Source organism: Sulfitobacter sp. 1A12157 (assembly GCF_043557345.1).
In the GTDB taxonomy this organism is placed as follows: Bacteria; Pseudomonadota; Alphaproteobacteria; order Rhodobacterales; family Rhodobacteraceae; genus Sulfitobacter.
This window is the reverse complement of sequence record NZ_JBIFFV010000001.1, coordinates 36,560-55,278: the sequence shown is the minus strand read 5'-3', so window position 1 is coordinate 55,278 and position 18,719 is coordinate 36,560. Positions and strand designations below refer to the sequence as shown.

Here is an 18,719-nt window from a genome sequence, read left to right as displayed (position 1 = left end):
CTGCCTCTTTCCTAAATTGGTTCAGGGGTTATATAGACGGCTGCACGACGAACAAGCTCTACCCCCAGCCGCAGGAGCAGCAATGCACCGTGACGACGTGAAATCAGATTGGACGATCCAGCCCGCAGGCCGGTCCGCATCGGGCGCGTGGATGATGGCGGACGGCCCCAAGGATGACGGCGACAGCGAGCTGTTGACCAAGACCCGTCCCAAGACAAAACGCCCGCCGCTCTACAAGGTGATGCTGCTGAACGACGACTTCACCCCGATGGAATTCGTGGTGCATGTCTTGGAACGTTTCTTTGGTCTGAACCACGCGCAGGCGTTCGAGATCATGTTGACGGTTCACAAGAAGGGGCTGGCCGTGGTTGGCGTTTTCAGCCACGAGATCGCGGAGACGAAAGTGGCGCAGGTGATGGATTTCGCCCGGCGTCACCAGCATCCGCTGCAATGCACCATGGAAAAAGAAGAATAACACGTGATTGATCCGCGACTGGAACTGGCCCTGAACGGCGGTGGGCTGGACCTGCCTGAAACTGGGGCGATCGCTGTGTTTCAGCCCCCCGTGGATGCGGATCTGGCCGGTCTGCCGCCGGAGCGGTGCAAGATCATTCACGATTTCAAGCCTGCTTATGATGCATGGACCGCGCGGGGCTATGAGGCGGCGCATTCGGTCGAGGGGCGCTATGCCGCGGCCATCGTCTGTCTGCCGCGGGCCAAACATGAGGCCCGCGCTTTGGTCGCTCAGGCCTGTGCCGTGAGCGACGGGCCGGTGGTGGTCGACGGGCAAAAGACCGATGGCGCGGATTCCATTCTGCGCGAGATGCGGGCGCGGGTGACGGTGCAGGGGCCGATCTCCAAGGCGCATGGCAAGCTTTACTGGATCGAAGCCGGCGCGAGCGATTTTTTCGCTGATTGGGAGGCCGGTCCTGCCCAGACCGACGGCGGCTTTTGGACCGCGCCGGGGGTGTTCTCTGCCGATGGGGTCGATCTGGCTTCGGCGCTCTTGGTGGATGTACTGCCCGACAACCTCGGGGCCGAAGTGGCCGATCTGGGGGCAGGCTGGGGTTTCCTTTCGGCGCATGTTCTGACGCGGCCCAAGGTGAAGACGGTGCATCTGGTCGAGGCCGGGCATATGGCGCTGGAATGCGCGCGCCATAACGTCACCGACGATCGCGCCGTGTTCCATTGGGAGGATGCCACCCAGTGGCAGCCGCCGCACCGGATGGATACCGTGGTGATGAACCCGCCCTTCCACACAGGCCGCGCTGCCGAGCCGCAGATCGGTCAGGCCTTTGTGGCCGCTGCCGCGCGGATCCTCTCGGGGCAGGGCGATCTGTGGATGGTGGCCAACCGGCATCTGCCCTATGAGGCGGAACTGAAAAAACGCTTTGCTCAGGTGGCCGAGCTTGGAGGCGATGCGCGGTTCAAACTGTTCCACGCCACACGCCCGCTGACCCGGCGCCGCTGAGCCTTAAGGGGGTATCCCGATGTCATTCTCGATCTCTGGTAAAACAGCCATCATCACCGGCGCGGCGGACGGGATCGGCCTTGCCATCGCGCGGCATCTGGCCGACCGGGGCGCCAATGTCATGTGCGCCGATTCCAACGAGAAAAAGCTCATGGAAGAGCTGGGCGACACGCCGGACGACGGCAATATCCGCGTTTTCGCCGGTGATCTGCGCCAGCGGTTGACCATCGCCAACCTCGTCTCGGCCACGATCGACGCCTATGATCAGGTCGATATCCTTGTGAATGCCTCGCGGCAGGTGATGCCGACCGATCCGCTCGATGTGGAGGATGGCTCGGTCGAGACGTTGTTGCAGCAGAACCTGATGACGGCGCTGCAACTGTCACAGCAGGTGGCGCGGCGGATGATCAAACAGGCCGAAGGCCAGACCGAGGGGCAGGTGGGGTCGATCATCAATCTCAGCTCCATCGCGGCACAGCGTCACCAGCCGGATATGATGGGCTATGCCATCGCCTCGGCGGCGGTGCAGCAGATGACCCGCTCTCTGGCGCTGGTGCTGGCAGAGCACCGGATACGGGTGAATGCGATCTCCTTTGGCTCGGTGATGAGCGCGTCCCTCCGCGCTGCAGTGGCCGAAAACCGCGATTGGCGCGACGACATCCGCGCGCATACGCCGCTTGGTCGGATCGCCGGGCCGAATGAGCTTTGCGAGGCGGTGCAATTCCTCGCCGCTGAAAGTTCGGGCTTCATGACGGGTGAGATCATGACCATCGACGGCGGGCGCACGCTGCTTGATGTGGTCTCGGCCCCCGCGCATTGAGGGCAGGCGGCAGTTTTCTGGGGCAAAAGTGAAATCATCCGGTTTTCGCCCTTGACCCCAATGCCAAGCTGCCTTATCCGACGCGCCACGGCGTTATAGCTCAGTTGGTTAGAGCGAACGACTCATAATCGTTAGGTCCCTGGTTCAAATCCAGGTAACGCCACCATCCTCCCCCCTCTTCTTGTTTCAGTTGAACATGCCGCGTCCGCCTTGCTGTGCGCGCTCCGCGCTTGGGTTGCGCGTCGGGCAGGAAGGGATAGAAGATTGCCCATGCCCCAGGCGGGTTTGAGCAGATGAAAGCAGCGTTATGACCACGGAAAACTTCGTTCACGAGATCAATGTCACTTGGGGCGATTGTGACCCGGCGCAGATCGCCTATACCGCGCGGCTGCCCTATTTCGCGCTGGATGCGATCAACGCGTGGTGGGAGGCGCATTTCGACGGTGACGGTTGGTTTCAACTTCAGATCGACCGCAATATCGGCACGCCTTTCGTCAACCTGTCGATGGATTTTCGCAGCCCGGTCACGCCGCGGCACAAGCTGATGTGCGAGACCTATCCGACACGGCTTGGCAATAAATCCATCACCTTCGGCATGAAGGCGCGGCAGAATGGGGTGCTGTGTTTCGAAGGGTCTTTCACCTGTGTTTTCACCATCGCGGATGTTTTCAAAAGCCAATCCGCGCCCGAAGAACTGGCCCGCGTGATCAAACCTTTGGTCCGCGCCGACCTCGCCTGAGGCAATTGCGCCGCGCGCAGTTGAAGTTCTCCCGATTGCAGCGTCTTATCGCGCAGCACATTGAGGGAGACGAAGATGACGATCAGGACTGCGGTAATCGGATTGGGGATCATGGGGCGGCGCATGGCCGAGAACATGGTGCTGCACCCCGGCTTCACGGTCACCACCATGTGGGATCCCGACCCCGCGGCCTGCGCCGCCGCGCAAGAGGTCGCGCCGGAGGCGGTGGTCTCTGCCACGGCGTCCGAGTCGATGGCCGATGTCGATCTCGTTTACCTCGCCTGCCCACCCGTGCCGCGCAAAGCCTATGCGCTTGAGGCCGCAGCGGCGGACAAGGCGATTTTCCTCGAAAAGCCGCTAGGCGTGGACATCGCCGAGAGCCGCGCCTTGGTGGCCGCGTTGCAGGCCGCGGGCGTTCCGGCGGCGGTGAATTTCACACAAGCGGCGGGGGCGGCGCTGACCGATCTCACACGGTCGATCCGTGAGGGCGCGCTCGGTGATCTTTGCGGCATCGACATCATCGTGACCTATCCGGCTTGGCCCCGCGCGTGGCAGGTCGATGCCGATTGGCTGCGCTTTGCCGCTGAGGGGGGCATGACGCGCGAGGTGATCTCGCATTTCCTCTTCCTAAGCGAGCGGGTGTTGGGGCCGCTGACCTTGCAATGGGCCCATGCGGAATACCCCGACGACAAGCTCTGCGAGACCCATGTGGCAGCGCGCTTGGTCAATGCAGAGGGCTTGCCGGTTTCGATCCTCGGCTCTGTCGGTGGCGCGCAGCCGGACCGGCAGGAGGTGACGGTGAAAGGCGCGAAAGCCAGCCGCCGCATCTCGGAATTCTCTATCGACACCGTCTCGACCGGGGAGGATTTCGCGCCGACCAGCGACGCCCCCGCCGACACCCGCGCCACCAGCCTCAAGGCGCAGCTTGATGACATGGCGCTGCTGATGGCGGGCAAGGCCAGCCGACTGGCGACGCCAGAGGAAGCGCTGCGGGTGCAGGAACTGATCGAAGGCATCTTGGCCAACCGGGGGGCGCAGTCATGACCGCCACGCTGCAGTCTTCGCCCGAGACCTGCCATTGGGGCTATTTCGAGGCCAGCCGCCCGCCTGCGCTGACCATCCAAAGCGGCGAGGAGGTGATTATCAACACCGTCTCAGGCGCGCCCAATTGCCTGCCGCCCGAAGGCTTCCATGTGCCGCCCGAACTCTACGACATCCACAAGGCAGGCCCGCCGCCGATGCCGGGCCATATCCTGACCGGGCCGGTCGCCGTCGAAGGCGCGATGCCCGGCGATGTGCTGAAGGTCGAAATCCTCGATGTCGCGCTGCGGCAGGACTGGGGGTATAACTTCATCCGCCCCTTGGCGGGCACGCTGCCGCAGGATTTCCCCGAGACCTATCACAGCAACATCCCGCTCGACGCAGAGCGGGGCGTCGCCCGGCTGCCTTGGGGGCTGGAACTGCCCTTGGCCCCGTTCTTTGGCGTGATGGCCGTGGCCCCGCCGCCTGAATGGGGCCGGATCGCTACCATCGAGCCGCGCAAACATGGCGGCAATCTGGACAACAAGGAGCTGGTGGCGGGCAGCACGCTCTACCTGCCGGTCTTCAATGAAGGGGCGCTGTTTTCCTGCGGGGACGGGCATGGCGCGCAGGGCGATGGAGAGGTCTGCGTCACGGCGATTGAGACGGCGCTACAGGGGCGCTTCCGTTTGACCGTTTTGAAGGACCGCACACTTAGCTATCCGCAGGCCGAGACGCCGAGCCATGTGATCACCATGGGCATGGCCCCCGACCTCGACCGCTGCGCGGAGATGGCCCTGCGGGACATGATCGCGCTTGTCTCCGAACGCGCGGGGATCAGCCGAGAGGATGCCTATGTGCTCTGTTCGCTGGCGGGTGATCTGCGGATCACCCAGACGGTGAACCGCGAGAAGGGCGTGCATATGATGATGGCGAAAGAGTTGATTGGCGGGTAACTGCGCCGCCGCGCAGAGAAAAAGGGCCGCATCGCTGCGGCCCTTTCGCGTCTCGACTTAGCGGCAGATCACTCTTCCGCCCAAGCCATCCGCGCCGGGTGGTATTCGAAACCGATGTGATGCGCGGCACCCACCAGCCCCTCGCGGGTGTGGTTGTAGAGCGAGCGCCAGTAGGGCTGGATCGTAACACCATCGTCCTGCAGCATCTTCTCACCCTTCGCCATGATCTCGCGACGGGCTTCGACATCCGCCGTGGCCAACGCCTCTGACAGCAGGGCGTCGAACTCGGGGTTGGCATAGCCAAACTCGTTCCACGCCTCGCCCGAGCGGTAGGCCAGCGCCCAGATCTGCACGCCCAGAGGCCGCGCGTTCCAGTTGGTCGAGGAGAAGGGGTATTTCACCCAGTCGTTCCAAAAGGTCGAGCCGGGCAGGATGGTGCGTTTGACCTTGATGCCCGCATCGCGCAGCTGCGCGGCCACTGCATCGGTCGTGTCCTTGCGCCAGGCATCGTCGATCGAGAAAAGCTCGTGTTCGTAATCCGCCATACCGGCTTCTTCCATCAGCGCGCGGGCGGCTTCGGGGTCGGTCTTGGGCGGTTCGATCTCGGCATATTCGGGATGCATCGGGCCGACGTGGTGGTTCTCGGCCACGATCCCGCGCCCGGCGTAGCCCAGTTCCAGCAGCACGGCATTGTCGACGGCCAGTTGCAGCGCATTGCGCACGCGCTTGTCCTCGTAGGGTTTCATGCCGTCGATTTCGGCCAATTGGTTGGGGCGGATCACGATGGTCGCCGCCGTGGCGATCTCATTCTCGACCCAGCCGTCAAGCGTGCTCATCACGTCGATATATTCGCCCTCCATGGAGTAGAAAGCATCGACCTCTTCGGCCTCGGCCGCGGCGATCCATGCGGAAGGGTCGGTGCCGTAGTCGATATATTCCAAGCGATCAATGTACGGCCCACCAAAGACCTCCGTGCCCCACCATATGTGATCGGGGTTCTTGACCAGCACGCTTTTCACACCCACTTCGAGCGATTCCGGTAGGTAGGGGCCGGTGCCCTTGGGGTTTTCCAGCATCGTGTCGGGGTCGAACCCCTCGGGCGTGATCGCGGCGGGATAGTCGGCCATGCCGGGGATCAGCGTGATGTCGGATTTGGGCAGCGTGAGCTTCACGGTGTGGTCGTCCACCACCTCGATCGCGCCTTCGATGGCCTTGCCGCTTTCCTCATCCACCAGCGTGGCGAAACGGCCCGCCATGGAGTTGCCTTCGAGCGACTTGTCGCACCAGCCCTCGATGTTGCGCGCCACGTCCTGCGCGGTGAAGGCGGTGCCGTCGTTCCATGTCACGCCCTTGCGGACGTTCAGCGTGTATTCGGTGGCGTCGTCGTTGATCTCCCAGCTTTCCAGCAGGCCGGGGGTGAAGGTGCCGTCATTCTCCCAGATGGCGAGGTATTCCAGCCAGCCGCGGCTGAAGTTGGCGATTTGCGACCAGTCATAGGTGCGCGGGTCTTTCAGGGCACGCACCTCCATCTGCATCCGCACGGTGCCGCCTTCCTTAAGGTTGGCATGGGCCGCCGCACGGGCGGGCGCGGCCATGCCAAGCATCCCATAAGCGGTGGCGGACGTGGCCCCGAAGGCGCTCGCAATCGCCAGAAACTCGCGTCTGCTGACGGGGTCTTTCTTGGCGTTCTCGGCCGATCTCAGCACGGATTGCGGCAGCGGTTTTCCGGTGCGTGTCAAAAATTCCATGATTTTCCTCTCCGTTGGTGCGTTGGCCGGGCCATCGCGGATCCCCACCTTTCACGGTGGGGCAGGTGATGCAGTTGACCTGCTTTTGTCGCCTCTTGAGGTGGGCGCGGGGTGTTTAGTCTGCCGATCAGGCGCGTTGCGTCAAGCCTGTCGCGGGAAGTTGAGCAGCAAGCTAGCGCAGGAAAGCGGCCCGGCAAGCGCGGGTATGGGGGAAAAGTGCTTTGAGGCTGGCGGGTTAGGCCAGTTCGCGCGCGGCTTTGAAAAGCGCCGCAAGCCGGGCGGGATCGCCGAGTTCATTGGCCAGCATCAGAACCAACCGGGCGTTGAGAGCGTGGCTTTCCGCCGCGCTCAGCCCTTCGTGGGCGGCCATGAGGGTGGCATAGACGCTGTCGCCCTCGGCGCCGAGGTTGTCTTCGAGGATCATGCGGGGGCTCCTTTCGCACGGTCAAAGGCGCGGGCAATCGCGGCGCTGTCGGGCCGGTCGAAGACGGCGCAAACATGGCCATCGGGGCGCAGCAGATAGAGGAATCCGCTGCCATAGCGCCTTTGCGCGTGGCCGTCCTTGCCCTGAAAACAGGGGTAGGCGTCATGGGATTGATCTATGCCAATCCGGGCAAGGCCGGGAAGGTCGGGGGCGGTGATCTCGCCCACGGCGAGCAGGGTGAACCGGCCCTGAACCGCATCCAACAGCCAGCAATCCCCCGCAGGCCCGACCAACGGCGCGTCAATCAGGGCGCTGCCGGGGTGCAGGGGGGCGTCGCCTGCAGTTTGCAGCGGGCTTTGGGCCAGCGTGCAGGGCTGCGACAACCGGCCTGAGTTAATCAGTTTGCGCGCGAAAGGATGCTTTGCTGCGAGGGTCAGCACCTCGTTGCGAAACAGGGTCTCGATAGGGGATTTGGGGGTCATAAAATTGGTCGCGCGGGCGGAGTTGCGCATGTTCTCATCCGCGCCATGGCCGCGTTCGATGTCATAGCTCTCAATCAGGCTTGGCGGCGCATCGCCCTGCACAACAGCGGCCAGTTTCCAGCCGAGGTTGTCGACATCCTGCACCCCACCATTGCCGCCCCGTGCGCCAAAGGGGCTGACCACATGGGCGCTGTCACCGACAAAGACAACGCGATCATGCACGAACCTCTCCAGCCGCGCGCAGCGGAACTTATAGACGCTCATCCAATCCAGCCGGAACGGCGCATCGCCCAGCATCTGTTTCAGGCGGGGGACGACCTTCTCTTCGGTCGCTTCGGCTTTTGGGTCGGTCTCTGGCCCCAGTTGCAGGTCGATGCGGTAGATGTTGTCGGGCTGTTTGTGCAGCAGCGCGGATTGTCCGTTGTGAAAGGGCGGGGCGAACCAGAACCACCGCTCGGGCGTGTCATGGTCGCCGAAGGGAGAGGTCTCCATCTCCACATCGGCAATGAGGAAATGTTCGTCAAAGGTCTGCCCCTCGAAGGGCAGGTTCATCCGTCTGCGCGTGGCCGAGCCTGCCCCGTCGCAGGCGATGTACCAGTCGGTTTCCAGCTGGTAGGGGCCATCCGGCGTCTCGACCGTCAGCTCGACATGATCCGCGTGGCCCTTGTGATCGGTGACCTTGTTGAGAAAGCGCAGGTCGATCAGGTCGGGGAATTCTTGCGCGCGTTCGATGAGATACTCTTCGACGTAATATTGCTGAAGGTTTACGAAAGCCGGATATTTATGCCCGGGCTCGGGCAGCAGGTCGAAGTTATAGACTTCCTGTTCCCCGTGAAACTGGCGGCCCACTTTCCATGTCACGCCCTTTTCCAACATCCGCTCCCCGATGCCGAGCCTGTCAAAAATCTCCAGCGTCCGTTTCGCCCAGCAGATCGCGCGCGAGCCGAGGGAGACGACATTGTTGTCATCCAGCACGACCGATTTGATCCCGCGCAGGGCCAAGTCCACTGCCATCGACAGCCCGATAGGGCCAGCGCCTACGATCACAACCGGGTGCCGCGGCTCGGGCGCGGTCAGGCCGGGCGGGGGGCTGTAGGGGAAGGGGGTGTAGGCATAGGCCATGGCGGTATCCTCAGAGAAAGGCGCGCAAGAGCAGCAGGGCCAGCAAGGCCAGCGTCACCAGCGCCACCCGGCGGCGCGCACCGCGGTATTTGGGCGCGCGCAGCATCTTTGACCAAACCTGCGCCGTGTCGCGCAGGCCCGCGTAGGGCTGCCCGCTGCGGCGTGCCGCGTGGCGGCGATGCTCCATCACCAGCGCGAAGACCAGATAGAACCAAAGCGCCAGCGCCAGCACGATCAGGGCAGGAAGAAGCGCGGGCAGGGACATCAGTCCGACAGCGCCTCCCACATCTCTTTGTCGCGCGCCGCCGTCCAGATGCGCGGCGTGTCGATGTCCAGCGCCTCGTCATAGGCGCGGGCGACGTTGAAGGGCAGGCAGTGCTCGTAGATGGCATAATCGCCGAACTTGGGGTCGCATTCGGCGCGCACGGCGTCCCATGCCTCTTTCAAGGTGCCGCCGCGCAGGGCGACGCGGGCCGCCGGGCGGTAGGTGGAGCGCACGAAGTCTGCGGTGCTGTCAATTGCGGCATTGACCATCTCGCGCCCTACCAGCGCGTCGCCCCGGCCCGGCGCGATGGCGTCGAGGTCGAAGGCGCGGATGCGTTCCAGCGTCTCGGGCCAGTCGTGGAAATGCCCGTCGCCGCAGTAGCAGGCGGAGTGGTATTCGACGATATCGCCGGTGAACATGACGTTTTGGTCGGGCACATAGACCACCGCGTCACCCGCCGTATGGGCGCGACCCAACTGCATGATATCGACCCGGCGCTTGCCGAGATAAACGCTCATCCGCCCATTGAAGGTGGTGGTGGGCCAGGTCAGCCCGGGGATGCTCTCATGACCTTCGAAAAGACGTGGAAAACGCTCGAATTCACTGTCCCAATCCTCCTGTCCGCGTTCGGCGACCATGGCGCGGGCCTTCTCGGACATGATGACCTGCGAGGCGCCGAAGGCAGACGCCCCGAGCACGCGCACAGCGTGGTAATGGGTCAGCACCAGATGGCTGATCGGCTTGTCGGTGACCGAGCGGACGCAGTCGATGACCTTGTTTGCCAGACGCGGTGTCGCCTGTGCTTCGATGATCATCACGCTGTCGTCGCCAATGATCACGCCGGAGTTCGGATCGCCCTCGGCGGTGAAGGCGTAGAGACCCTCACCCACCTGCGTAAAGGAGATTTCTTTCTCGGTCATGTCGCCTTGGGATGCGAATTGCTTGGCCATATGTTGTCCTTCTGTCTTGCTTCGCCGGCGCGGTTGCGCGGTCTGTTCAGGAAAAGTCGAGTGCCGGGCGGACCTTGCCGGTGCAATTGCCAAAGCCCACGCGATAGCCATCGCCCTGTGCGTGGCCGGTGAGGGTCAGCGTGTCGCCGTCTTCGACAAAGCTGCGGGTGCTGCCGTCTGCGAGGGTGATCGGCTCCTTGCCGCCCCATGACAGTTCCAAGAGGGACCCGCGTTGCGATTTTTCGGGGCCGGAGATCGTGCCGGAACCCAAAAGATCGCCCGCGTTCATCGCGCAGCCCGAAGAGGCATGATGCGTCAACTGCTGCGCGGCGGAGTAATACATCTCGCGGTAGTTGGTGCGGGCGATTTCCTCGGCCTCGCCGCCCTCGGGCTGGAGCATCACGGAAAGCTCGATGTCATAAAGGCCGGGTTTGCTCTCGCGCAGGTAGGGCAGCAGGTCTTTTTCCCGCGCGCGCGTCGGGGTGCGAAAGGGCTCCAACGCGTCACGGGTCACGATCCACGGGGAGATCGAGGTGGCGAAGGCTTTCGCCTGAAAGGGGCCGAGCGGTTGGTATTCCCACGCCTGAATGTCCCGCGCCGACCAGTCGTTCAGCAAGACATAGCCAAAGATCATCTCATCCGCCTCAATGATGCGGATCGGCTGGCCCATCTCGGTCGAGGTGCCGACGATCGCGCCCATCTCCAACTCGATATCGAGTTTTTGACAGGGGCCGAAATGCGGCGCTTCGGCTTCGGGGGCTTTCAACTGGCCATTGGGCCGCGTGATCTCGGTCCCCGAGACGACGACGGTGGAGGCGCGGCCATTATAGCCGATGGGGATGTGCAGCCAATTCGGGGGCAGCGCGTTCTCGGCCCCGCGAAACATGGTGCCGACATTCGTGGCGTGATGCTTGCCCGCGTAGAAATCCGTATATTCGGAAACCATCATCGGCATGTGCAACTGCGCGGCCTCCATCGGCACCAGATGAGGGGCAACGGCGGCTTGATCCGGCGCATCGGCGCTGAGCAATTCGAACAGCCGGGACCGCAAAGAGGCCCAAGCCGTGGGGCCAAGGTCCATCACATCGTTCCAATAGGGCACATCGAACACCGGCTCTTCGGCGAGGGCGATGAGCCCCTCTTCCTCCAGCGCCGCCATGTTGAGGATCATATCCCCGATGGCCACGCCGCAGCGCGCCTCAAGCTGATTGGTCGAAAAGACGCCGTAGGGCAGGTTGTTCAGCGGGAAATCGGTGGTGGCCGAATTGGCGCTTTCCACCCAAGAGGTCATCAGGGTCATTGCGGTCCTTTCGAGGGCGGTCACTTCTTGCCCGGGGTGCCGTCGAACTTTTTCTCAAGGCTTTCCCAGCAATCGATGTAATCGTCCTGCAACGGTGCCTCGCGGGCGGCAAATTCGGTGAGATGCTGCGGGAAGCGTGTCTCGAACATGAAGGACATCGTGTTGTCGAGCTTATGGGGCGCCAACTCGGCATTCGACGCGCCCTCGAAAGCGTTCCGGTCCGGCCCATGCGGCAGCATCATGTTGTGCAGGCTCATGCCCCCGGGGACGAAGCCCTTGGGCTTGGCGTCATACTGGCCGTGGATATTGCCCATCAGCTCGGACATGATGTTCTTGTGATACCATGGTGGGCGGAAGGTATCCTCGGCCACCATCCAGCGGTCGCGGAACAGCACGAAGTCGATATTGGCGGTGCCCTCCACGCCCGAGGGCGCGGTCAGCACGGTAAAGATCGACGGGTCCGGGTGGTCAAAGAGCACCGCGCCCACGGGGCAATAGGTGTTGAGGTCGTATTTCACCGGCGCGTAGTTGCCGTGCCATGCCACCACGTCGAGCGGCGAATGCCCGATCCGGGTCTCGTGGAACTGGCCGCACCACTTGATGGTGACGGTCGAGGGCACCTCGCGGTCCTCGAAAGCCGCCACCGGGGTCTTGAAATCGCGCCGGTTCGCCATGCAGTTTGCGCCGATCGGGCCACGCGCGGGCAGGTGGAACTTCTGGCCGTAGTTCTCGCAGACAAAGCCGCGCGCGGGGCCGTCGAGCACCTCGACCCGGTAGACCAGCCCGCGCGGAATGATGGCGATCTCCTGCGGGGCGATGTCCATGACGCCCAACTCGGTGCAAAAGCGCAAGCTGCCCTCCTGCGGGACGATCAGCAGTTCGCTGTCGGCAGAGTAGAAATAGCTGTCCACCATGCTCTCGGTCACCAGATAGATATGGCTCGCCATGCCAACTTGGGTGTTCACATCCCCCGCCGTGGTCATCGTGCGCATGCCGGTGAGCCACGTGAGCGGCGTGTCGCTATGCGGCACCGGATCCCAGCGGTATTGGCCAAGGCTGGTGACATCCTCGGGCACATGCGGCGCGGACTTCCAATAGAGCAGGTCGATCCGCGTGAAGCGCGAGGAATGTTTGACCGAAGGCCGGATGCGGTAACACCACGTCCGCTCGTTCTGATGAGAGGGCGCGGTAAAGGCCGTGCCGGAAAGCTGCTCGCCATAGAGCCCGTAGTTGCATTTCTGCGGGGAGTTCATGCCCTGCGGCAGGGCACCGGGCAGGGCTTCGGTTTCGAAATCATTGCCGAAACCCGGCATATAGCCCGGATGCGTGCCCGATGTGGTGGCCGCGGTTGTCATCGTCGATGGCTTTGACTGGCTGGTCATCTGTGCCCCCTTGCAGAATCTGTTACAAGCGTAATAGTTGGATTTGTAACTAACAAGCGGCGCAGCATGGCGGACGGTGAGTTTCAGCTTCAGTATTTTCTGCCCTACCTGCTGAACCAAGCGGCAGAGGCGTCATCGCTTGAGTTTCAGCAGATCTACAAAAGCCGCTACGGCATGCTGCGCACCGAATGGCGGGTCTTGTTCCACCTCGGCCTCTATGGGCAACTCACGGCAAGCGAGATCGGCCAGCGCGCGCGGATGCATAAGACCAAGATCAGCCGCGCCGTGCACCGCCTGACCGAGCGGCGCTTCGTGACCCGCAGCCGCGACCCAGAGGATCGGCGGGTGGAGCATCTGTCGCTGACCCGGCAGGGCCAAGCGGCCTATGACGATCTGCGCGCCGTGGCACAGCGCTACAATGCCGCGCTGATGGATGCGCTCGACCCTGCCGAGGCGGCGGTGCTGCGGCGGGCGCTGCTCAAGCTGTCGGATGTGGGGCAGGGGGGCTTTACTTAGCCCGTGGAAACCGCCACCGATGGCGCATGACAGATCAGACCAAAGGCCTCCTGCTCACCTTTCTCGGGGTGATGTGCATCGTTCCCGAAGCGCTTTTCGTGCGCGTCATCGACGCGCCGATGCTGACGCTCGCCTTTTGGAAGGTGACCCTCGTGGGCATAACCATCGGCACGGGCCTGCTGCTGGCCCAGGGCACCGCCCCCTTCCGCGCCCTCCGCCGCGCCGGATGGGCGAGCGCCATCTACATCGGCGGCGTGGCCTGCGCCGGGGTCGGCTTCGTGCTGGCCGTGCGCCTGACCTCCGTCGCGAATGTGGTCTTTATCCTTGCCTCGCTGCCGGTCTTTGCCGCGATCTATAGCCGGGTCTTTCTGGGCGAGCCGATCAGCCGACGCATGTTCTTTACCATCGCGGCGGTGCTTGCCGGATTGGCCGTGATCGCCTTCGGCTCGGGCGAGACCGAGAATGCCTCGCGCGCGGGCGATCTGCTGGCTCTTTCGATCTCGGCCATCTTCGCCGGGGCGCTGACAGCGGCGCGCCACGCGCGCGCGGTGTCGATGGTGCCGGCGGTGGCATTGGCCTATCTGCTGGCCGGTGCGGTGTTGCTGCCCGTGGCTCAGCCGCTGCAGATGCCCACCGCAGAACTGCCGCAGATGCTGCTCTACGCGGCATTCATGGCCGCCAGCGCCGGGCTCATCGCGCTCGGCCCGCGCTATATCTCAAGCGCCGAAGTAGGCCTCCTCGTCCTGTTGGAATCCGTGCTGGCGCCGCTGCTGGTCTGGGCGGTGCTGGGCGAAGACCCGGGCATCTATGCGCTGATCGGCGGGGCGATCGTCGTGGGCGCGCTATTCCTATCGAACCTCGTCGCCCTGTCGCGCCGCCGCCGGGTCGTTCCGCCGCTGCCGCGCCACTAGGATCAAAAGTCGGGGCTGACGCCCGGCAACTCCAGCGCTTTGATCAACTCACGCAGCTCCTGCCGCGCGGCGATATTCGAGATATTGAGCTGTTTTACCCCGATATCCTTGAGGTCCAGCAAGGTCAGACCGCGCGGGAAAAGCTCCCGAAAGATCACCCGCTCATTGAACCCCGGCGCGGTGCGAAAGCCGATCCGCTTGCTGAGGTTGTTGATCGCGCGCTCCATCTTTTCCTTATTGACCATGCGCTGCGCCCCCAAACGGTTGCGTACCACGATCCAGTCGATGGCTGACAGCCCGGCCTGCGCCCTAAGCTGCCGCGCGTTCCAAACCATTTCGGAATAGACGGAGGGGCCGGTGATCTTTTCGCCATTGGCGTCGATATGGGCCAAAAGATCAAAGTCGATGAAACTATCGTTCAGTGGCGTGATCAAAGTGTCCGCCAGCGAATGGGCCACCTGACTGAGCCGCGTGTGCGAGCCGGGGCAGTCGATCAGAATGAAATCATTGTCCGGCTCCAGCGCGGCCACGGCGGCGCTCAAGCGATGGTCATACATATTCTCGCCGGGGCGCAGGCTGCTGGCCTCCACATCCGGCAATTCGCACAGCGTCGGACTGGCCAGCGTCAGGCCGGACTCGCGCATGAAGGCCCGGCGGTTTTCGATATAGCGCCCAAAGGTCCGCTGCCGCAGGTCGAGGTCCAGCCCGCTGACCTTATGGCCAAGCCGCGCCAAGGCCGTCGCCACATGCATGGAAACGGTCGATTTGCCCGCGCCGCCTTTTTCGTTACCGACGACGATAATATGCGCCATACTGCTGTCCCTTCGCGCCTGCCCTTCAAGGCAGGATATTGTTGAGCCGCACTATATGTAGGGTTCACGCCTTTGGAAAGTGGCGAGGCCGCTTGTTCGGCCCGACCGTGGCAGCCCTGCCGCTTTTGGACATCACGGATATTTGCACTATTTTCACTGCCCAAGACAGGTTGTAACACCGCGCCTTACCGCGCGCCAATGCGCCCCAAAGAACCGCTTAAGCAAGGCCTTCCTCATGCCAGATCACCACCCCACCAGATCAAAGCCGACAACAGCCCGTGGCGTGCTGCCGTCTCTGGCCATGGTGATCGCGGAGTTCGCGCTGGTTTGCCTGCTGGTGGCGCTGGTGCCGGTGACGGTCTACCTCGATACGGCCGTTCTGGGCGATGGCGTTACCGAAGACTCGCTGACCGAACATATGCACAACACCCTGCTGGCCATCGCGGCTGCAATTTTCATGTTGGGCGCTTATCAACATGTGGGCATGCGGGGGTATCTGACGCTGGCGGCCACGCTCTTCGCTTGCATGTTCCTGCGCGAATATGACGCCGCACTCGACCGTATCCAACATGGGTTCTGGATCTACCCCGCCCTCGTGACACTGGCGGTGGGCAGCTTGATCGCATGGCGCAACCGCGGCACCACGCTGCTGCCCATGCTGCACCATCTGCAAACCCGCTCCGCCACTTTCGTCTATATCGGCGTGGTGCTGCTGCTCTTCTTCTCACGGATTTTCGGCACCGGCGCCCTGTGGGAGGCCGTCATGGGCACAGCCTATGACCCGCAAATCAAAACCACCGTCCAAGAAGGCACGGAACTGCTCGCCTATCTGCTGATCGCCTATGGCGCGGTGCTGTCCCACCTGCACGGCTACGGCGCCCAAGCCGCCCTACAAGAGCGCCGCCTCTAGCCCGGCCTCCCCATGCGCCCCGGCCTCCAGCGGCACGCCTCCCCCCTTAACTTCATCCTTTTAAAAATACCTCCACAGCGCTTGCCGCACACACCCGGTCTCGGCCCCATTCACTGCCCCATCCCCCAAACGCAAAAGGCGCGACCCATAAGGGGCCGCGCCTTTGTTTCGCAATGTCGGTAGGGCTTAGAAGCCCAGACCTGCGTATTTGTTCTTGAACTTCGACACGCGACCGCCGGTGTCCATGATGCGGCCCGTGCCGCCGGTCCAGGCAGGGTGCACGGAGGGGTCGATGTCGAGCGACAGCTGGTCGCCTTCCTTGCCCCATGTCGATTTCATTTCCACAACGGTGCCGTCGGTCATCTTGACGTTGATGATGTGGTATTCGGGATGTGTATCGGTTTTCATCGACCAGTCCTTTATGCGTTCGCGCCGGAAAGCGGCTTGTAGTGGACGTTTTCGGCGATCCGTGCGGATTTGCCGCGACGGCTGCGCAGGTAGTACAGCTTGGCACGACGGACGCGGCCGCGGCGCACGACGGTGATGCTGTCGATGTTGGTCGAATGCAGCGGGAACACACGCTCTACGCCTTCGCCAAAGGAAATTTTGCGCACGGTGAAGGACCCGGCGATGCCGTGGCCATTCTTGCGCGAAATGCAGACGCCTTCGTAGTTCTGCACACGGGTGCGGGTGCCTTCGGTGACTTTGAAGCCAACACGAACGGTATCACCGGCACGGAAGTCAGGGATCTCTTTCCCCAGTTCGGCGACTTGTTCCGCCTCGATCTCTGCGATCAGGTTCATCTGACCATTCTCCTATGATGTTCGCGGTATTCCACGAAATTATGTCGCGACCCAGAGCTTCGGGTTCTATCGGGCAGCGCCGGGATCGTTTCCGATCATGGCCCCCCGCCGGAGGTATCGTCGTCATTGCTTAGTTTTCTGCGTAAAACGCAAATCACCGGAGCCGCCAAAGCGATTCCGGATGCGCGGGGTATAGGGGGCAAAAGCGGTAGGATCAAGGGGGGCTGTGGCCGCCTTGATCCTCAGTGTTTCAAACCACTGTGCGCTGGCGCGTCAGGCCAGCGCGATCACGCCCAAGACAACGAGCAGGAACAGCACCAATACGATGCCGATCAGCACTTTCGCCCCGGTCATCGCGGCGCCCGATACGCGGCCAAAGCCCAAGAGCGCTGCAACGGCGGCGACGATCAACAGAATAAGAATAAGTTCAAGCATTTGGATTCTCCCTCCGATATGGAGGATCAACGCGCCGCGCAGGGGCGGGTTCCGTACCCGGGCGCGGGCTTAGTCCTTGCTCTCGAACGCGGCCCACATGTCGGGGCGGCGCTTGCGGGTCAGCTCTTCGGCCTGCGCCTGCCGCCATTTCGCGATCTCGCCATGGTTGCCCGACATCAACACGGGCGGAATTTCGCGCCCTTGCCATTCGGCCGGGCGGGTATATTGCGGATGTTCCAGCAGGCCCGAGGCGTGGCTTTCTTCTTCGATGCTCTCAGCATTGCCCAGCACGCCGGGCAGCAGGCGCACGGTGGCGTCGATCATCGCTTGGGCGGCCAACTCGCCCCCCGTCATGACGAAATCGCCCAGACTGACCTCGGTTATCCCGAAATGCTCGATCACCCGCTCGTCGACGCCCTCGAACCGCCCGCAGAGCATCGTCACCCCCGCGCAGCTTGCCAGATCGCGCGCCATGGCCTGATCGAACCGCCGCCCGCGCGGCGACATGTAGAGGATCGGCCAGCGCCCGTGGGCATGGCTTTGCGCGCGCGCCAGCGCCGGGCCGACCACATCGGCGCGCATGACCATGCCCGCCCCGCCGCCTGCGGGGGTGTCATCGACATTGCGGTGCTTGCCGATGCCGAAATCGCGCAGGTCATGGGTGTGCAACTGCCAACGCCCTTCGTGCAGCGCTTTTCCGGTCAGGCTCGCCCCCAGCACACCGGGGAAGAGATCGGGAAACAGCGTGACGATCCGGGCCTGCCAGACATCGGCGTAATCGGGCGTGTCCTGCATCAGGGCGCGGGGTGTGAGGCTGGGCCGGGCGCTTTGACGTCCGTGAGAGCGGGTGGGTTTCATGCGGTTCCTGCCTGTTGCAATAGGGCGGTCTTGGCGCGGCGGCGCGCCTCGGGGTCATCGGCGTGTTGGCGGTTGGCGTCAAGCAGAGCCTGCAAAAGGTCTACAGGCAAGCGCCGGTTCTCGGGCGGGGGCACGGTTATCTGCGCCATGACCTCAGGCGGCAATGCGCAGAGGTCCAAAAGTGGCGTCGCGGGGCCAAGCGGCAGATCGCGGCAGGCCTCCAGCCGCGCGTGATGCACCGGGCAGGGCAGGCGGCGGGCCATCGTTTCGGCCACCGCATCCAAATCTGCCGCTGGGGCGTAGCGGGATGTGAACTCGGCAAGGTCCAGCGTCATGGAGGAGGCTTTGACATGCTCCCAATAGGCCGAAGCGATCCAATCCGCCGGATCGCGGGTCGAGAGGTAGACCACGATCTCGGCCCGGGGGAAACGGCGGCGCAGGCTGCGGGTAAAGGTCTCCAGCAGGTCGGGCGCGGCGCTGTAATCGGCCAGTTCGCCCCGTCCGGGCATGTGACCCGCCAGTTCCTCAGCCGAGAGGACCAGCGTCCGGCGCGGCATCCGGGGCAGGGCATCGAGAAGGGCGTCGAAGCGGTACTCGGCCTTGAGCAAGGTGAGCGGGTCGCGCCATGTGGAATAGCCGCGCGCGGCATGCAGCAGGTCTTTCATCTGCCAGCGCAGGCGCAGGGCGACATGGGGTTTCAGCAGGGCGCGGTTGGCGCGCAGGGTGGCTTGAACGGAACTGGTCCCGGTCTTGTGAAAGCCGGGATGCAGGATGATCCGGCGGGGCATCATCCGG

The 18,719-nt window shown here is 63.4% G+C and carries 22 protein-coding genes and 1 tRNA gene; 10 read left to right on the top strand and 13 right to left on the bottom strand.

The genetic code is table 11. The features are described from left to right. Positions 1–151 precede the first annotated feature (151 nt). The 7 genes from clpS (at position 152) to ACGYLC_RS00290 (ending at position 5,006) form a co-directional block, all read left to right on the top strand. Entirely contained in the window at positions 152–475 is a 324-nt protein-coding gene (gene clpS, locus ACGYLC_RS00320; protein WP_394402596.1) for an ATP-dependent Clp protease adapter ClpS, read from the top strand. 3 nt (positions 476–478) lie between these two features. Next, the gene (locus ACGYLC_RS00315) at positions 479–1,471 is read left to right on the top strand and encodes a class I SAM-dependent methyltransferase (RefSeq protein WP_394420968.1); all 993 of its coding nucleotides are present in this window, start codon (positions 479–481) and stop codon (positions 1,469–1,471) included. Positions 1,472–1,490: 19 nt separating this feature from the next. Further along, entirely contained in the window at positions 1,491–2,291 is an 801-nt protein-coding gene (locus tag ACGYLC_RS00310) for an SDR family NAD(P)-dependent oxidoreductase (protein WP_394402545.1), read from the top strand. A gap of 89 nt (positions 2,292–2,380) precedes the next feature. Next, a tRNA-Met gene (locus tag ACGYLC_RS00305) sits at positions 2,381–2,457 on the top strand. Positions 2,458–2,598: 141 nt separating this feature from the next. Then, complete coding sequence (locus ACGYLC_RS00300; protein ID WP_067268618.1) at positions 2,599–3,030, top strand: thioesterase family protein; 432 nt, start codon at positions 2,599–2,601, stop codon at positions 3,028–3,030. A 75-nt stretch (positions 3,031–3,105) separates the two neighbouring features. Continuing rightward, positions 3,106–4,074 (top strand): Gfo/Idh/MocA family protein, encoded by a 969-nt coding sequence (locus ACGYLC_RS00295; RefSeq protein ID WP_394420966.1) that lies wholly within the window; start codon positions 3,106–3,108, stop codon positions 4,072–4,074. Then, positions 4,071–5,006, top strand: a complete 936-nt coding sequence (locus tag ACGYLC_RS00290) for an acetamidase/formamidase family protein (RefSeq protein ID WP_394402542.1) — start codon at positions 4,071–4,073, stop codon at positions 5,004–5,006. The genes ACGYLC_RS00295 and ACGYLC_RS00290 overlap by 4 nt, the downstream gene beginning before the upstream one ends. Before the next feature lie 68 nt (positions 5,007–5,074). Here ACGYLC_RS00290 and ACGYLC_RS00285 read toward each other — a convergent pair whose 3' ends face one another. From ACGYLC_RS00285 to hmgA, 7 genes are all read right to left on the bottom strand, one after another. Continuing rightward, positions 5,075–6,754, bottom strand: a complete 1,680-nt coding sequence (locus ACGYLC_RS00285; protein ID WP_394402540.1) for an ABC transporter substrate-binding protein — start codon at positions 6,752–6,754, stop codon at positions 5,075–5,077. Between the two features lie 235 nt (positions 6,755–6,989). After that, entirely contained in the window at positions 6,990–7,178 is a 189-nt protein-coding gene (locus tag ACGYLC_RS00280) for a DUF2783 domain-containing protein (RefSeq protein ID WP_394420965.1), read from the bottom strand. After that, positions 7,175–8,782 carry an FAD-dependent oxidoreductase gene (locus ACGYLC_RS00275; protein ID WP_394420963.1) on the bottom strand — a complete coding sequence of 536 codons (1,608 nt, stop codon included), beginning with the start codon at positions 8,780–8,782 and terminating at the stop codon, positions 7,175–7,177. The genes ACGYLC_RS00280 and ACGYLC_RS00275 overlap by 4 nt, the downstream gene beginning before the upstream one ends. Before the next feature lie 10 nt (positions 8,783–8,792). Continuing rightward, positions 8,793–9,047 carry a hypothetical protein gene (locus tag ACGYLC_RS00270; RefSeq protein WP_394420961.1) on the bottom strand — a complete coding sequence of 85 codons (255 nt, stop codon included), beginning with the start codon at positions 9,045–9,047 and terminating at the stop codon, positions 8,793–8,795. Further along, positions 9,047–9,997 (bottom strand): MBL fold metallo-hydrolase, encoded by a 951-nt coding sequence (locus ACGYLC_RS00265; protein ID WP_394420959.1) that lies wholly within the window; start codon positions 9,995–9,997, stop codon positions 9,047–9,049. Before ACGYLC_RS00265 ends, ACGYLC_RS00270 begins: the two co-directional genes overlap by 1 nt. Before the next feature lie 46 nt (positions 9,998–10,043). Continuing rightward, the gene (fahA, locus tag ACGYLC_RS00260; protein WP_394420957.1) at positions 10,044–11,297 is read right to left on the bottom strand and encodes a fumarylacetoacetase; all 1,254 of its coding nucleotides are present in this window, start codon (positions 11,295–11,297) and stop codon (positions 10,044–10,046) included. Positions 11,298–11,317: 20 nt separating this feature from the next. Beyond that, complete coding sequence (gene hmgA / locus ACGYLC_RS00255) at positions 11,318–12,679, bottom strand: homogentisate 1,2-dioxygenase (protein ID WP_394420955.1); 1,362 nt, start codon at positions 12,677–12,679, stop codon at positions 11,318–11,320. A gap of 66 nt (positions 12,680–12,745) precedes the next feature. Between hmgA and ACGYLC_RS00250 the strand changes: the two genes are divergently transcribed. Both ACGYLC_RS00250 and ACGYLC_RS00245 read left to right on the top strand, forming a co-directional pair. Then, positions 12,746–13,195 carry a MarR family winged helix-turn-helix transcriptional regulator gene (locus tag ACGYLC_RS00250; protein ID WP_394402529.1) on the top strand — a complete coding sequence of 150 codons (450 nt, stop codon included), beginning with the start codon at positions 12,746–12,748 and terminating at the stop codon, positions 13,193–13,195. A gap of 26 nt (positions 13,196–13,221) precedes the next feature. Then, complete coding sequence (locus ACGYLC_RS00245) at positions 13,222–14,106, top strand: DMT family transporter (RefSeq protein ID WP_394420953.1); 885 nt, start codon at positions 13,222–13,224, stop codon at positions 14,104–14,106. Between the two features lie 2 nt (positions 14,107–14,108). On the opposite strand, the gene ACGYLC_RS00240 is transcribed toward ACGYLC_RS00245, so the two are convergent. After that, the gene (locus tag ACGYLC_RS00240) at positions 14,109–14,918 is read right to left on the bottom strand and encodes a division plane positioning ATPase MipZ (protein ID WP_271688345.1); all 810 of its coding nucleotides are present in this window, start codon (positions 14,916–14,918) and stop codon (positions 14,109–14,111) included. 235 nt (positions 14,919–15,153) lie between these two features. Here ACGYLC_RS00240 and ACGYLC_RS00235 point away from each other — a divergent pair, with 235 nt between their 5' ends. Then, positions 15,154–15,828 (top strand): hypothetical protein, encoded by a 675-nt coding sequence (locus ACGYLC_RS00235; protein WP_394420951.1) that lies wholly within the window; start codon positions 15,154–15,156, stop codon positions 15,826–15,828. A 186-nt stretch (positions 15,829–16,014) separates the two neighbouring features. On the opposite strand, the gene rpmE is transcribed toward ACGYLC_RS00235, so the two are convergent. The 5 genes from rpmE to ACGYLC_RS00210 form a co-directional block, all read right to left on the bottom strand. Further along, on the bottom strand, positions 16,015–16,236 hold the full coding sequence (rpmE, locus tag ACGYLC_RS00230) for a 50S ribosomal protein L31 (RefSeq protein ID WP_067262252.1): 222 nt from the start codon (positions 16,234–16,236) through the stop codon (positions 16,015–16,017). A gap of 11 nt (positions 16,237–16,247) precedes the next feature. After that, positions 16,248–16,631 (bottom strand): 50S ribosomal protein L19, encoded by a 384-nt coding sequence (rplS, locus tag ACGYLC_RS00225; RefSeq protein ID WP_067262249.1) that lies wholly within the window; start codon positions 16,629–16,631, stop codon positions 16,248–16,250. Between the two features lie 273 nt (positions 16,632–16,904). Further along, the gene (locus tag ACGYLC_RS00220; protein ID WP_082849512.1) at positions 16,905–17,066 is read right to left on the bottom strand and encodes a DUF1328 family protein; all 162 of its coding nucleotides are present in this window, start codon (positions 17,064–17,066) and stop codon (positions 16,905–16,907) included. Positions 17,067–17,135: 69 nt separating this feature from the next. After that, positions 17,136–17,924 carry a tRNA (guanosine(37)-N1)-methyltransferase TrmD gene (trmD, locus tag ACGYLC_RS00215; protein ID WP_394402524.1) on the bottom strand — a complete coding sequence of 263 codons (789 nt, stop codon included), beginning with the start codon at positions 17,922–17,924 and terminating at the stop codon, positions 17,136–17,138. Then, on the bottom strand, positions 17,921–18,712 hold the full coding sequence (locus ACGYLC_RS00210) for a hypothetical protein (protein WP_394420950.1): 792 nt from the start codon (positions 18,710–18,712) through the stop codon (positions 17,921–17,923). Before ACGYLC_RS00210 ends, trmD begins: the two co-directional genes overlap by 4 nt. Between the last annotated feature and the right edge of the window lie 7 nt (positions 18,713–18,719).

Excerpts from the sequence above, each read along its gene's own strand:
- ACGYLC_RS00285 (WP_394402540.1), bottom strand. The coding sequence starts at position 6,754 with ATGGAATTTTTGACACGCACCGGAAAACCGCTGCCGCAATCCGTGCTG.
- hmgA (WP_394420955.1), bottom strand. The coding sequence starts at position 12,679 with ATGACCAGCCAGTCAAAGCCATCGACGATGACAACCGCGGCCACCACA.
- ACGYLC_RS00210 (WP_394420950.1), bottom strand. The coding sequence starts at position 18,712 with ATGCCCCGCCGGATCATCCTGCATCCCGGCTTTCACAAGACCGGGACC.
- ACGYLC_RS00295 (WP_394420966.1), top strand. The coding sequence starts at position 3,106 with ATGACGATCAGGACTGCGGTAATCGGATTGGGGATCATGGGGCGGCGC.
- trmD (WP_394402524.1), bottom strand. The coding sequence starts at position 17,924 with ATGAAACCCACCCGCTCTCACGGACGTCAAAGCGCCCGGCCCAGCCTC.
- ACGYLC_RS00280 (WP_394420965.1), bottom strand. The coding sequence starts at position 7,178 with ATGATCCTCGAAGACAACCTCGGCGCCGAGGGCGACAGCGTCTATGCC.
- ACGYLC_RS00265 (WP_394420959.1), bottom strand. The coding sequence starts at position 9,997 with ATGGCCAAGCAATTCGCATCCCAAGGCGACATGACCGAGAAAGAAATC.
- ACGYLC_RS00235 (WP_394420951.1), top strand. The coding sequence starts at position 15,154 with ATGCCAGATCACCACCCCACCAGATCAAAGCCGACAACAGCCCGTGGC.
- ACGYLC_RS00310 (WP_394402545.1), top strand. The coding sequence starts at position 1,491 with ATGTCATTCTCGATCTCTGGTAAAACAGCCATCATCACCGGCGCGGCG.
- rpmE (WP_067262252.1), bottom strand. The coding sequence starts at position 16,236 with ATGAAAACCGATACACATCCCGAATACCACATCATCAACGTCAAGATG.
- ACGYLC_RS00290 (WP_394402542.1), top strand. The coding sequence starts at position 4,071 with ATGACCGCCACGCTGCAGTCTTCGCCCGAGACCTGCCATTGGGGCTAT.
- fahA (WP_394420957.1), bottom strand. The coding sequence starts at position 11,297 with ATGACCCTGATGACCTCTTGGGTGGAAAGCGCCAATTCGGCCACCACC.
- clpS (WP_394402596.1), top strand. The coding sequence starts at position 152 with ATGATGGCGGACGGCCCCAAGGATGACGGCGACAGCGAGCTGTTGACC.
- ACGYLC_RS00300 (WP_067268618.1), top strand. The coding sequence starts at position 2,599 with ATGACCACGGAAAACTTCGTTCACGAGATCAATGTCACTTGGGGCGAT.
- rplS (WP_067262249.1), bottom strand. The coding sequence starts at position 16,631 with ATGAACCTGATCGCAGAGATCGAGGCGGAACAAGTCGCCGAACTGGGG.
- ACGYLC_RS00270 (WP_394420961.1), bottom strand. The coding sequence starts at position 9,047 with ATGTCCCTGCCCGCGCTTCTTCCTGCCCTGATCGTGCTGGCGCTGGCG.
- ACGYLC_RS00240 (WP_271688345.1), bottom strand. The coding sequence starts at position 14,918 with ATGGCGCATATTATCGTCGTCGGTAACGAAAAAGGCGGCGCGGGCAAA.
- ACGYLC_RS00250 (WP_394402529.1), top strand. The coding sequence starts at position 12,746 with ATGGCGGACGGTGAGTTTCAGCTTCAGTATTTTCTGCCCTACCTGCTG.
- ACGYLC_RS00245 (WP_394420953.1), top strand. The coding sequence starts at position 13,222 with ATGACAGATCAGACCAAAGGCCTCCTGCTCACCTTTCTCGGGGTGATG.
- ACGYLC_RS00275 (WP_394420963.1), bottom strand. The coding sequence starts at position 8,782 with ATGGCCTATGCCTACACCCCCTTCCCCTACAGCCCCCCGCCCGGCCTG.
- ACGYLC_RS00220 (WP_082849512.1), bottom strand. The coding sequence starts at position 17,066 with ATGCTTGAACTTATTCTTATTCTGTTGATCGTCGCCGCCGTTGCAGCG.